16 protein-coding genes are annotated in these 11,782 nt (G+C 68.6%); 4 read left to right on the top strand and 12 right to left on the bottom strand.

Going from position 1 to position 11,782, the window contains the following annotated elements; genetic code table 11:
• Positions 1 to 23: 23 nt before the first annotated feature.
• Positions 24 to 302: a MarR family transcriptional regulator gene (locus VYJ16_RS00550; RefSeq protein WP_336348373.1), complete on the bottom strand. Its 279-nt coding sequence runs from the start codon at positions 300 to 302 to the stop codon at positions 24 to 26.
• 246 nt (positions 303 to 548) lie between these two features.
• Between VYJ16_RS00550 and pan1 the strand changes: the two genes are divergently transcribed.
• Both pan1 and VYJ16_RS00540 read left to right on the top strand, forming a co-directional pair.
• Complete coding sequence (gene pan1 / locus VYJ16_RS00545) at positions 549 to 1,760, top strand: proteasome-activating nucleotidase Pan1 (protein WP_336348372.1); 1,212 nt, start codon at positions 549 to 551, stop codon at positions 1,758 to 1,760.
• A gap of 156 nt (positions 1,761 to 1,916) precedes the next feature.
• A complete protein-coding gene (locus tag VYJ16_RS00540) occupies positions 1,917 to 2,828 on the top strand; it encodes an alpha/beta hydrolase (RefSeq protein ID WP_336348371.1) in 912 nt (303 codons plus the stop codon).
• A 48-nt stretch (positions 2,829 to 2,876) separates the two neighbouring features.
• On the opposite strand, the gene VYJ16_RS00535 is transcribed toward VYJ16_RS00540, so the two are convergent.
• Positions 2,877 to 3,023 carry a hypothetical protein gene (locus VYJ16_RS00535; RefSeq protein WP_336348370.1) on the bottom strand — a complete coding sequence of 49 codons (147 nt, stop codon included), beginning with the start codon at positions 3,021 to 3,023 and terminating at the stop codon, positions 2,877 to 2,879.
• A 285-nt stretch (positions 3,024 to 3,308) separates the two neighbouring features.
• Here VYJ16_RS00535 and VYJ16_RS00530 point away from each other — a divergent pair, with 285 nt between their 5' ends.
• Both VYJ16_RS00530 and VYJ16_RS00525 read left to right on the top strand, forming a co-directional pair.
• The gene (locus VYJ16_RS00530) at positions 3,309 to 3,866 is read left to right on the top strand and encodes a GMP synthase subunit A (RefSeq protein ID WP_336348369.1); all 558 of its coding nucleotides are present in this window, start codon (positions 3,309 to 3,311) and stop codon (positions 3,864 to 3,866) included.
• 97 nt (positions 3,867 to 3,963) lie between these two features.
• The gene (locus VYJ16_RS00525) at positions 3,964 to 5,910 is read left to right on the top strand and encodes a DUF2070 family protein (protein WP_336348368.1); all 1,947 of its coding nucleotides are present in this window, start codon (positions 3,964 to 3,966) and stop codon (positions 5,908 to 5,910) included.
• A gap of 78 nt (positions 5,911 to 5,988) precedes the next feature.
• On the opposite strand, the gene VYJ16_RS00520 is transcribed toward VYJ16_RS00525, so the two are convergent.
• The 10 genes from VYJ16_RS00520 to VYJ16_RS00475 form a co-directional block, all read right to left on the bottom strand.
• A complete protein-coding gene (locus tag VYJ16_RS00520) occupies positions 5,989 to 6,237 on the bottom strand; it encodes a DUF3194 domain-containing protein (RefSeq protein ID WP_336348367.1) in 249 nt (82 codons plus the stop codon).
• Between the two features lie 4 nt (positions 6,238 to 6,241).
• Entirely contained in the window at positions 6,242 to 6,625 is a 384-nt protein-coding gene (locus VYJ16_RS00515) for a prefoldin subunit beta (RefSeq protein WP_227134821.1), read from the bottom strand.
• 150 nt (positions 6,626 to 6,775) lie between these two features.
• Positions 6,776 to 7,669 carry a DUF7847 domain-containing protein gene (locus VYJ16_RS00510; RefSeq protein WP_336348366.1) on the bottom strand — a complete coding sequence of 298 codons (894 nt, stop codon included), beginning with the start codon at positions 7,667 to 7,669 and terminating at the stop codon, positions 6,776 to 6,778.
• 67 nt (positions 7,670 to 7,736) lie between these two features.
• The gene (locus tag VYJ16_RS00505; RefSeq protein ID WP_336348365.1) at positions 7,737 to 7,988 is read right to left on the bottom strand and encodes a KEOPS complex subunit Pcc1; all 252 of its coding nucleotides are present in this window, start codon (positions 7,986 to 7,988) and stop codon (positions 7,737 to 7,739) included.
• 31 nt (positions 7,989 to 8,019) lie between these two features.
• Positions 8,020 to 8,154, bottom strand: coding sequence for a DNA-directed RNA polymerase subunit P (locus VYJ16_RS00500; RefSeq protein WP_227134824.1), 135 nt, complete (start codon positions 8,152 to 8,154; stop codon positions 8,020 to 8,022).
• On the bottom strand, positions 8,151 to 8,429 hold the full coding sequence (locus VYJ16_RS00495) for a 50S ribosomal protein L37ae (protein WP_336348364.1): 279 nt from the start codon (positions 8,427 to 8,429) through the stop codon (positions 8,151 to 8,153). Before VYJ16_RS00495 ends, VYJ16_RS00500 begins: the two co-directional genes overlap by 4 nt.
• 172 nt (positions 8,430 to 8,601) lie before the next feature.
• The gene (locus VYJ16_RS00490; RefSeq protein WP_336348363.1) at positions 8,602 to 8,808 is read right to left on the bottom strand and encodes a hypothetical protein; all 207 of its coding nucleotides are present in this window, start codon (positions 8,806 to 8,808) and stop codon (positions 8,602 to 8,604) included.
• Between the two features lie 63 nt (positions 8,809 to 8,871).
• Complete coding sequence (locus VYJ16_RS00485) at positions 8,872 to 9,351, bottom strand: hypothetical protein (RefSeq protein WP_336348362.1); 480 nt, start codon at positions 9,349 to 9,351, stop codon at positions 8,872 to 8,874.
• Positions 9,352 to 9,425: 74 nt separating this feature from the next.
• Positions 9,426 to 10,145: a DUF2103 domain-containing protein gene (locus tag VYJ16_RS00480; RefSeq protein WP_336348361.1), complete on the bottom strand. Its 720-nt coding sequence runs from the start codon at positions 10,143 to 10,145 to the stop codon at positions 9,426 to 9,428.
• A 90-nt stretch (positions 10,146 to 10,235) separates the two neighbouring features.
• On the bottom strand, positions 10,236 to 11,540 hold the full coding sequence (locus VYJ16_RS00475; RefSeq protein ID WP_336348360.1) for an HAD hydrolase family protein: 1,305 nt from the start codon (positions 11,538 to 11,540) through the stop codon (positions 10,236 to 10,238).
• Positions 11,541 to 11,782 lie beyond the last annotated feature (242 nt).

The following is an 11,782-nucleotide window of genomic DNA, read 5'->3' as shown; positions in this document are numbered from 1 at the left end:
GCCCGGTCGAGGTCTGGTGCGCTCTAGTCGAGCTTGAGCGTGTAGATGCGCTTGCGGGCGTCGGAGAAAGAGAACCGCGAGTCGACGACGTGCTCGTCCTCGAGGCGGTTCAGGGCGTAGCGGACGGTGCGCGCGGGCAGCAGGGTCTCCTCGGCGAGCTGGCTCTGGGTCAGGGAGTCCTCGTACTCGAGGACCTTTGCGACGAGCTTCGCGCTCGGCGGCAGGTCGGTCACGTCGTCCCACGTGCCCGTCGGTTCTTCGTTGGCTTCCTCGTCGCGATGGTCGTAGACGTTCGTGCTCATCGTAGCACACCATAGCCCATACTCCCTAATAATACTAACCATGTTCGAATATTCCTGATGGTAATATAGAGTATGGTCGGTGGGTGCTTTATGCCACAATCAAGCATAGCACTGTCTGCGGTGGAACTGCCTGTCGTCCACCGTCTGCCACGCTTTCGCGCCCGGGACTCCCCCATAGCACGGTCGCGAATCGGCTTTCTCAGTGCACCCGAAGCCTCTTAAGAATCAGTGCCTTACGAGTGGGTGATGACCGATACCGTGGACGACGTGGACTTCCCGTACGCGGAAGACGCGTCCAAGCAGGAGAAGATCAGCGCCCTGCAGGAGCGCCTCGAAGTCCTGGAGGCGCAGAACGAGGAGATGCGCGACAAACTCCTCGACGCCAACGCCGAGAACAACAAGTACCAGCAGAAACTCGAGCGGCTCACGCACGAGAACAAGAAGCTCAAGCAGTCCCCGCTGTTCGTCGCCACCATCCAGGAAGTGACCGACGACGGCGTCATCATCAAGCAACACGGGAACAACCAGGAGGCCCTCACCGAGGTCACAGACGAGATGAAGGAGGACCTCGAACCGGACGACCGCGTCGCCGTCAACAACTCTCTCTCCATCGTCAAGGAACTCTCCAGCGAGACGGACGTCCGGGCACGGGTGATGGAGGTCACGAAGAGCCCCGAAGTGTCCTACGCGGACATCGGCGGCCTCGAAGAGCAGATGCAGGAGGTCCGCGAGACCGTCGAGATGCCACTCGAGCACCCCGACATGTTCGTGGACGTCGGCATCGAACCGCCGAGCGGCGTCCTCCTGTACGGGCCGCCGGGCACCGGGAAGACGATGCTCGCGAAAGCCGTCGCGAACGAGACGGACGCGACGTTCATCAAGATGGCCGGGAGCGAACTCGTCCACAAGTTCATCGGCGAGGGCGCGAAGCTCGTCCGCGACCTCTTCGAGGTCGCTCGCGAGCACGAGCCCGCCGTCATCTTCATCGACGAGATCGACGCCATCGCCGCGAAGCGTACCGAGTCCAAGACCTCGGGTGACGCGGAGGTCCAGCGGACGATGATGCAGCTCCTCAGTGAGATGGACGGGTTCGAGGACCGCGGCGAGATCCGCATCATCGCCGCCACCAATCGCTTCGACATGCTCGACCGCGCCATCCTCCGCCCCGGGCGCTTCGACCGCCTCATCGAAGTCCCGAAGCCGGACGCCGAGGGCCGCGAACTCATCTTCCAGATCCATACGCGGAACATGAACGTCGCCGACGACCTGGACTTCGCGGCGCTCGCGGAGGACACGGAGAACGCGTCTGGCGCGGACATCAAGGCCATCTGTACGGAGGCCGGGATGTTCGCGATCCGCGACGACCGGACGACGGTCCAGCGGAGCGACTTCGAGGAGGCCTGGGAGAAGATCCAGGCCGAGGAAGAGGACGACGAAGTGTCGAAGACGTTCGCCTGAGCCGCGCCGGGTTCTCCCCTGCGAGGCGTTCGCGTGAGCGGGCTTCGGCGCACTGCCATGCCCGCGCACCGGGTCTCGCGTCGTTCGCGGTCGGAGTGTGGCGGTCGGTGGGACGCTCCAGTTACTTATTTGCCAGTTGCCTCGACAGACTCCGGTATGTCTCCGCGTTCGACTGCTGCTGACTCGACGCACGCGCCGACTACCGGCTCGTTCTCCGTGCCGACGGAGCGGGTCGACGTCGACGGACGGACGGTCGCGTTCGCCTCGTTCGGCGACCCCGAGGGGGCGCCGGTCGTCGCACTGCACGGGACGCCGGGGTCGCGGGCGTTCGGGGCGTTCCTCGACGCGCCGGCGCGCGAGCGCGGCGTTCGCGTGCTCGCGCCGGACCGCCCCGGCTTCGGTGGGTCCGAGCCGCGTCCGGAGCGGTCGGTCGCGGACGCCGCGTCGTTGTTCACGGGCGTCCTCGACGCGCTCGATCTGGATTCGGCGGGCGTCCTCGGGTTCTCCGGCGGCGGCCCGCACGCGCTCGCGTGCCCCGCGCTCGCCCCCGAGCGCGTCCACGGCACGGCACTGCTCGCGAGTCCCGCCCCGCCGGACGCGGACGTCCCCCAAGAGACCATGATTCGCGCGACGCACGCCCTCGCTCGCCACACGAGCCTCGGGCTCTCGCTCGCCTGCCGTATCCAGGCCGCGGTCTTCGGCCGACAGAACGGCGACGGCCTGCTGGACCTCTTCACGACCGCGCCGGTGGCGCACGACGTCGTCGTCGACGACGCCACCGTCCCCGAAGTTCTCGCGACCGAGCGCGACCTGGCGCTCGAACGCGGCCACCGCGGCCTCGTCGACGACTACCGAGCGCTCGCGACAGACTGGGGGTTCGACGAGTACACCGTCGGGCCGACCGTCCACGTCTATCACGGCGCCGACGACGAGAACGTCCACCCGGACGCCGCCGACCACTACGACCGCGTCCTCCCCGACACTCGATTGCACCGCGAGCCCGCTGACCACCTCGAACTCGTCCTCGACCACGCCGGCGACGCGCTCGACGCCGCCGCTGGCCGGTAAGCACGATGCGAACGGGCGTTCGGGCGACGCCGAGCAACGGTCGGGCGTTCAGGCGACGCCGAGGAAGTAGAAGAGCCCGAACGGAATCCCGAACAGGAGGACGGTCATCACGGCGAGCAGGACGAGGTAGCCCGCGGCGGTCGCGCCGGCGGTGAACCACGTCGGGTGGTCGAACTCCGAGAGGTCGACGTTCATACCCAGTCGGTGTGACGCTGGTGACTTAGCGGTTGTCGTTACGGCCGCCGCGCGCGTTTCCGAGCGTTGTTCGCCGCGGCACGGTCAGTCGACTGCGTAGTCGTCGCTGACGTCCACCCACCCGTCCGAGCGTCACGAACACGACGTAGCGATCGGTCGCAGGCGGGCGTACGATGCCGTCACGTCGAGCCAGCTACGTGCTGACAGGCTGGCGGCGGCCGTGCGTGTCGGACACCGTCTGGCGCGTTCCGGACGGCTTTTGACCGGGGACCGCCTTCGACCGATATGACTCGGATCGTCGTGGTCGACAACCACGGACAGTTCACGCACCTCGAGCACCGCGCCCTCCGCGACATGGGCGTCGACACCGAGATCGTCGACAACGAGACGCCCCCGAGCGACGTCGACGCCGACGGTATCGTCCTCTCGGGCGGCCCCGAGATGGACCGTCGCGGCCGCTCGGACGACTACCTCGACGACGACCGCCCCGTCCTCGGCATCTGCCTCGGGATGCAGGTGATGGCGCACGCGCTCGACGGCGGGCGCGTCGGCAGCGGCGAGTACGGCGGGTACGCCGACGTCACCGTCGACATCCTCGACGCGGACGACCCGCTCGTCGGCAGTCTCCACCCGGACACGCGGACGTGGGCGAGTCACGCCGACGAGGTCAAGGAGGTCCCCGACGGGTTCACGCGCACCGCCGAATCCGACGTCTGCGGCGTCGAAGCGATGAGCGACCCCGACCGCGACCTCTACGGCGTCCAGTGGCACCCCGAGGTCGCACACACCGAGGAGGGCGAGGAAGTGTTCGAGAACTTCGTCGCCATCTGCGAGGACCGGTAACGCCGACAGCGACCCGGAGACCGCCCATACTTTCGGCTGCGAGCGTACGAAACTGGTTAGTTAGGCTTATCCCGTTCTGACGTTTCGAAGGGAACACATGACGGCGTCGCAGGGCGACCTCGCGAGTATGTCCCGGTTCATCTTCCGGGCTCCACGCTGGTACACCAGCTGGACGTTCGCCATCGTCTTCGGCGCACTCATCGGCTTCGGCGCGTTCGGTATCGACCCGACGGGCTCGAACTTCGTCACGGACGCCGGCCTCCTCGTCGCGCTCAACGACGCGTTCGAGGGCGTGTTCTTCATCGGCATCCCGACCATCCTCGCGAGCGCCGGAACCGCGTGGGTCGACCAGCGCCTCGGCGGCCAACTCAGTCACAACCGCGCCGCTCTGCTCGCGCTCCTCTGCGAGGTCATCGTCGTCGCGTTCCTCGTCGTCGGCGGCGCCATCGCGCTCGCCTCCGAGACCCTCGGCGCCGGCTTCGTCTTCGACGTCCTCTTCCTCGGGCTGGCGAGCATCTTCGCGCTCCGCTTGTTCGTCATCACCGCCATCTCGCGGCATCGACCGCTCGTCGCCGCCATCCCCGCGAGCATCCAGACCGTCGCCGCCGCCGGCCTCCTGTTCGTGTACTCCGGGACGCTCTACTACCTCAGCACGCCCGAAGGCGGGTTCCCCGAGCGCACGCTCGCGCAGTCGTTCCTCTTCCGACCCGAGCACGCACCCGTCGAGATATCGTACGCGGTCGTCCCCGCGGACTTCGTCCTCCTCGGTGCGGTCTGCCTCCTCCACGGCCTCGCAGTCGTCGGCTTCCTGTACGCGATCGACCGTCCGTGGCGGACGAACATGGGCGTCTCCGTCCTCGACTTCGTCGCTGGCTTCATCGGCCACATCGCGGAGGGGTCGACGGAACTCGAGGACTTCTTCGAGGAGGTCGGCGAGGAGGCGGTCGTTCCCGTCACCGTCACCTCGTTCCGCCGCATGGACGGCACCGAGAAGGCGCGCTGGGTGCTCCCGATGATTCATCCCGGTCCGATGGGCGAGATCGGCGGCGGGAACCTCCCCGAGCGCGTGGCGCGCGAATCCGACGGGCTCGCGTTCCCGCCGCACGCGACCGCGGGTCACGACTTCAACCTCGTGACGAGCCGCGAGGTCGACACCATCATCGACCGCGCCGAAGCAGCGTACGAATCCATCGAGTACGGTCGGGACGCAACCAAGAGCGTCCGAACCGTCGAGGGGAACGCGAAGGTCATCGGGCAGGCGTTCGACGACGGCATCCTCCTCGTCTCCACGCACAGCCCCGAGTTCGCGGACGACGTCGACTACGCCGTCGGTCTCTCGTGTGCCTCGGAGGCGCGCGCCGGCGGGTTCGAGAACGTCCTGCTCGTCGACGCGCACAACTGCAACAACGGCCTCCAGGGCGAGGACCTCGGGCACGTCACGCCCGGGAGCGAGCGCTCGTTCGACATGATGCAGGCGTCGAAGGGCACCGCTCAGGCGCTCGCTGACGCCGACCAGCACCCGCTCCGCCTCGGGACCGCGTGGGACGAGACCGAGTGGGGGCCACTCGACGGCATCGGCCCGCTCGGCGTCCGCATCGCCGTGACCGAGGTCGACGACCAGCTGACGGCGTACGTCCTCGTCGACGGGAACAACATGGAGCCCGGGCTCCGCGAACGCATCCTGAAGGCGCTCGGCGACCGCGTCGAGGACGCCGAGGTTATGACGACCGACACGCACATCGTGAACCAGGTCGAGGCGTCGAACCAGGTCGGCGAATCCATCGACGAGGACGCCCTCATCGCGGTCATCCAGGACCTCGCCGACGACGCCATCGACGACCTCGAACCCGTCGAGGCCGGGATGGCGACCGAGCGCGCGACCGTCACCGTCTTCGGGAACGACCGCACCGAAACCCTCGCCAGTCACGCGAACGTCATGGTGAGCCTCGGCGGCGCACTCGCGCTCCTCGTCACCGCCGGCACCGTCGCCCTCAGCCTCCTCGTCGTCCTCCTCACGAGCGGCACCCTCGGCGCGTTCCTCTGACTTCACACCTCCGAGCGTTGCGGACTCACGACTACGAGGAGATAGCTGGTTCGAGAACGAAGCGAGGACGACCGTCGGTTACTGCTCGTCGGCGTCCTCGAACAGGTCGTCGACGGCGCTGCGTGCGGCGAGCGTCGCGTCCTCGGCGACGGTCTCCTCGTCCACGTCGCTCTCGGGGGCGTGAATCCACACGTCGACCTCGAGCACGCCGTCCTCGAACGTCACCTGGACGTCGAAGTCGTCGACTGCCGAGCGCTTGAACCGGGAGAAAACCAGTCCCTCCGCCGCTTCCGCGGCCGCCTGCACGACTGCTTCGTCGCTGGGCATGCGCTTACGCGCCGCCAGCGCCGCCCATCGGGCCGCCGCCGCCGGCGCCACCGAGCATCTCCTGGAGCTCGCCCTGGAGTTCCTCGAACTGCGTCTGCACGCGCTCCTCCTGCTTCTCGAGGGTCTCGACGCGGATCTCGAGGCTCGAGACCTTCTCGTCGAGGGAGTCAGCGGCGTCGTCGTAGTCGGTCTGGACGAGGAGCTCGCCGACCTCGCGGTACATCGTCGTGTCTTCGTCGATGTCGTCGAGTTCGTCGAGCGCCGTCTGCGCTTCGGTGAGCGAGGACTCCGCCTGCTGCTTCTGGCGGGCGACCTGCTCGGCTGTCTCCTGAAGGTCCTGCAGTTCCTCGATCTTCTCTTGTGCCTCGGGCGGCAGATTGCCTTGCATACCCAGAGGCAGTACGTCCGGATTGAAAAACCCCCGCTTTCGGACCTCGTAGGCGGACAACGCGGAATCCGGTGGTTCAGGACTGGAGGCACCGACACGAGTCGGTTCTCGGCGAGCGAGCCGGTGGTTCGTCGTCGCCGCGCGACTCGGTCAGAAGCCGTCCTCGGTCGGCGTCGCTGGGTTCGCGTGGTCGTCGATGGTCGGTCGTGCTCGGTCGAGGAGTTGTCGGTAGGCGTGCGTGGCGATGGCGATGCGGAAGACGGCGGCGATAGCGCCCGTGATTGCGGCGACGGCGAACCCGGCGGGGCTCGCGGCGACGGCCGCGGCGAGTGACCCGGTGCCGGTCGGGAGTGGAAGCGCGACTACGGTCGGGAGGGAGAACGCGAGCGTGACGGCGAGCACGCCGAGGGCGACGAGAACGAGCGGGACGCGGTTCCCGGCGGCGAGCGACCACGACCGCGTGAACGCCTCGAGCGGGCCGTCGTCGTCGAGCGTCACCGCGAACGACGCGAAGTACACGCCGACGAGCACGTACGCGAACGGGACGAGGCCGAGGAGTGCGAGGAACTCGGAGACGATGGAGGGCAGCAGGAGTGTCGGTATCGCGGTGACGGCGAGGACGACCGCGGTCAGTATCGCGACCACGATGCGGTTCGCGAACACGCGGAGGAAGCGCCGCGAGAAGTGCTCGACGCGGAGGTCGTCGCTCTCCTCGTCGGCGAGCGCGCGGATCGCGCCGATGCGCGCCACCTCGCCCGTCGCGACGGACGCGACGAACAACCAGAACGCGCCCGCGACCGACACGTCGGCCGCCCACGCCAACTGCTCGCGTAACCGCGCGTACTCCGCCTGGACGTCCGCGGGAACCGGTCCCTGCTCGCGCGCCGCTGCCAGCAGCGCTTCCGAGAGCGAAAGCCCGAGCGAGTCCACGGCGACGGACGCGAGCGTCCCGACCACGACGAACAGCGCGCCGAGCGCGACGGCCTTCCGCGAGAGGAACGCGTCGATACCGTCCTGGAACACCACCCGCGGCTCGATCGACATACCCCGACCAGCACGACCCGCCACCGAAAACCCGTCGCTTTCCGCGCAGGACCCACGAGACGAGCGCTCAGGCGAGTGCCGCCGTCCGTTCGGCGACCATCGCGAGCCGCAGCCACGTGTTCGTCGCCGCGCGGAGCGCGGTCAGGTCGCGCGCACCGACCGTGAACGCGACCGTTGCGCCGTCGCGGGAGACCGTCGTCTCGGAGCGGTCGTCGTCTATCTCGCCGACCTCGCGACCGACGCTCCGCTCGACGACCCGAGCCAGCGACTCGTCGTCGTAGGAGAGTTCGAGAACGGTCTCGTGAGAGAACGCGGTCATCGCCCGTCGCAAGCCGCCGCGACCATCCGCGTTACTGGACGGGGACGGTCTTGACGTCCTGACTGCGTTCCTTCAGCAGCACGCGGTGCCCGCAGTACGGACAGCGCACGCCACCGTAGCCGTCGAGCGACACGTCGCGCTTGCACCGCGAGCACTTGTAGCTCATTCGCCCTGCTCCTCGAGTGCGGCGCGGATGGACCGGCGGACGCTCTTGCCGCCGGGCGTCTCGGGGCTGTACGTGCCACCGGCGAACTTGTGCCCGCAGCGCTGGCACACCCAGATGCCGGTGCCCTTGCGGTCCACGGCGTCGGTGCCGCAGTCCGGGCAGGCGTGGTCCTTGTTCATGTCGCGCTCGATCTCCATGACGCGGCGGCGGGCCACGCGCCCGTATCGGGCGCCGAATCGGCCGGCACTGCCGGTGCGTCCCTGCTTCTTGGCCATGATACTCGCTGATACCGCTACGGCACAGTTAAACCTGTTGAGTCGAGGCCGCGACGACGCCGTGGGAACTCCCCGCAAGCGCCGCTGGAGCGGTCCGCTGGTGGCGGTGCGAGGATGCCGGGATGGTTGGTGAGCGACTCGCTCGTGGCGTGGTGTGCTCGCCCTGGGTGGGTCAGGCGTCGATGGCGTTCGCGGTGGTGACCTCGTAGCAGATGAGCGCGAGGGCGCCGACGAGCGCGACCGCGAACAGCGGGAGGGTCGCGAGAGTGTCGGCGGCCCCGCCGCCGGAGTCGGCGACGGCGGCGGTGGCGCGCTCCGCGAACAGGCCGGTGGCGACGATGCCGGGGATGGCCGCGAGCACGAAGTCGGCTCGACGCATCTCGTCTAATGAGATGTAATTACCACGGAAAGGCCTTGTGGACGACACGAATCGCGAAGCCGTTCACGCGTCCGGTTCTGGCGTCCGCGTCTCGCCAGTTCCGGGCCCGTGGCGGGTCACGCGGATTCCGTCCGCGACGACGGAGAACAGGACGACGCCGTCGGTCCCCATCGACTCGAACCACTCGACGGTCTCGCTGGCGCCGGAATCGAGTTCGAGCGCGACCGTCGGCGTCTCGCCGTCGGCGACGAGGTCCGCGGACAGCCAGTACTCGCCAGTCGCCAGTTCGACCTGCCGCGAGACGTCTCCGACGCGCACCGTCCCGCGGACTGGCGATTCCTCGGTGAGGCCGCGTTCGCCGACGGACACCACCACGTCCGCGACCGCGTCCTCGCGGAGCCACGGCGGTGGGTTTCCACCGGGGACGGACCCGCCCGCGGTCGTCGCCGTCGCGGTCGACTCGCCGAGTGACCCGGTACAGCCAGCGACCGCACCAGCGAGGGCACCGCTGACCAATGCAAGTGCGCTGCGTCGGGACGGCATACCGGAATCGACTCCCGGCCGCGGCAAGTGTCTTCGGGAGGTCGCGCCGAGTCGAGCGAGTGGTGACCGGGGCCTTACCGCAGGTCCTCGTCGTCGAGCGCCGCGTTCAGGTCGTCGCGCACGCGCTCGCCGGTGTCGCGGTCGCCCGCGGTCGTGACGATGCGGTTCTCCTGGACGCTGGAGCCGTCGCGGACGAGCAGGCGGACGTTCCCGTTCTTGTCCGCGCGCGTCACCTTCGCCGTGATGCTCGCCTGCGAGCCCCTGCCGCTGGCGTCGATGGGGCCCGGGATGACCTTCTTCACGTGCGGGTACGCCGCGACCGTCTGGATGGCGCGCATCCCGGTGCGGCCGCCGACGAGCGTCGAGTGCGACCCACCGATCTTCTCCAGTGGCGCGGCGTCCACGGTCTCCAGGGCTTCCTCGCCGCGACTCCCGATCGCGGCGTCGACGGGGTCGTCGCCGTCGACGCGGAAGAACTCGAAGTGGCTCTGCGCGCGCACCGACTGGATGACGTCGCGGTCGCCCGCCGCGTACACCGCCTCCGGGCGCTTGCGCATGATCTCGTCGGCGACCCGGCCCGCGAAGTTCCGCAGTTCGACGACGCCCGTCTCCGCGCCGTCCTCGGGCGTCGTCGTCACCGTCGTCTCCCCGACCACTTGGTCCTCGTCGAGCATCGTGATCGCCGCGCGGTCACGGGCCGCGTCGAGGACGACGCCGTCGGCGTTCGCGGTGCGGCACTCGAGACAGAAGTCTCCGGGCTTCTCGAGTTCCATGCCGCACCGCGAGCATCGCATACGCTCGGCTTGGTCGCTCCCACGGAAAAGGAGTGCGTTCCGGTCAGTTCTCGACCCCCGCCCGCGTCGAGGCGACGGCGACGGTCGACGTCAGTCGTCGAGTCGCGCGAGCAACGCCATCACGTACACGGTGCGGAGCATCGTTGCGCTCGCGCCGCGGTCGAAGACGAGTTCGTCGGTCTCGAGGACGTGCTCGAGGACGTCGCCGGAGGCGTGCTCTGGTGCCGCCGCGATGCCGGCGTCCTCGTCGGCGACCCACTGCATCACGCGGAGGTCGCTCTTCGAGTCCCCCATGACGAGCGAGAACGGGTCCGCGACGTCGAGGACGTCGAGCGCGGCTTCGACGCCGACGACCTTGTTCAGTTCCAGGCTGCCTATCTCGGCGGCGTCGGCCTCGTAGTACGCCACGTCGATGCGCTCGAAGACCTCCGCGACGGCCTCGGGGACGTCCTCGACGTCGACGTCGGGGAACCCGCCGACGCCCTCGAGGACGCTCCGAATCTCGGGGTCCGCGGCCGCGTAGAACCGGCGCGCCCACGCCGCGGCCGGTGCGAGGTCGTCGGCGTCCGCGGACCACGCGTCGAACGATTCGACGTCGTCCTCGGGGCTCGGATGGCCGTCGACGACGTCCGCGACGACGTCCCCGAGGAGGTCGAGTTCGTACACGAGCGCGTCGTCGATGACCTCGCGAGCGCGCTTGCTCCCGGTCTCGAAGTTCGGTTTCATCGTGACGTTGAACTCGTTCCCCTGGAGGTGCGTGCCCGTCCGCAGGTGCTCGGGGGCTTCGGAGAGGATGCGCGAGCGCACGTCGTCGAACACCGCGCGGATGTCCTCGCCGAGGTCCTCGTAGAGCAACTGCTTGGTGTCGGCGCCGTGCCCGGGCGTGAACACGCCCGTCCCGGCCTCGTAGACGACGGAGAGGTCGCCGGAGTGCACGAGTTCGCTCCCGAGGCCTTGCGTGATGAAGCCCTTGACGTTCTCGAGGGTCTGGCCGGTACAGATGACGATGGGGATCCCGGCTTCGTGGAACTCGGTGAGGACGTGCAGGGTGTCGCGGGGGATCTCGTTGTCGGTGTTCCCAGCGGACCGCAGCGTCTCGTCGACGTCGAGGACGAGGACGTTCGGCGCGCGGTCGTACTTGGCGAGGAGGTCGAGGGCGGTGAACGCCTGGTCGCGGCTGGCGACGGAGGCGACCTCGGCGAATGTCTCGCCGGCACTGAAGCGTTCGCGGACCTCGGCTTTCCGGCGGTCCAGTTCGTCGTTTGCCTGCTGCCAGTGGTCGAGCGCGACCCTGGAGTCGACGGCGGGGAAGACGTCGACGAACTCCTGGTAGTCCCGGAGCGTCCCGGTCTCGAACTCCTCGTAGAGCGCGTACAGTTCGTCGTACAGTTCCATACCGGAAGCGCGCCCGCCGTCGGGTTAAACGTAGCCCTGCGACGACGCGGAGACCTCGGCGTGTCTTCGCTCGCGAGCGGGGTGCTCCTGGGTCGGGTCGCTCGGCGCGTGAGAGAGAGGGGAGAGAGTTGCGGTGGGTGGTGGCTGGCACGGAAACGTTGCTGGGCCTGCCGAGAGTACTGTGGCACGGGTCCTCTCGGCGTCGACAGGCTGACACCCACCGGCACCTCATACTTTACTCG

The sequence above is a fragment of the Halorubellus litoreus genome (genome assembly GCF_037081675.1).
Classification (GTDB): domain Archaea; phylum Halobacteriota; class Halobacteria; order Halobacteriales; family Natrialbaceae; genus Halorubellus; species Halorubellus litoreus.
Note: the sequence above shows the minus strand (reverse complement) of the source record. Positions and strands in the feature narration are given on the sequence as shown.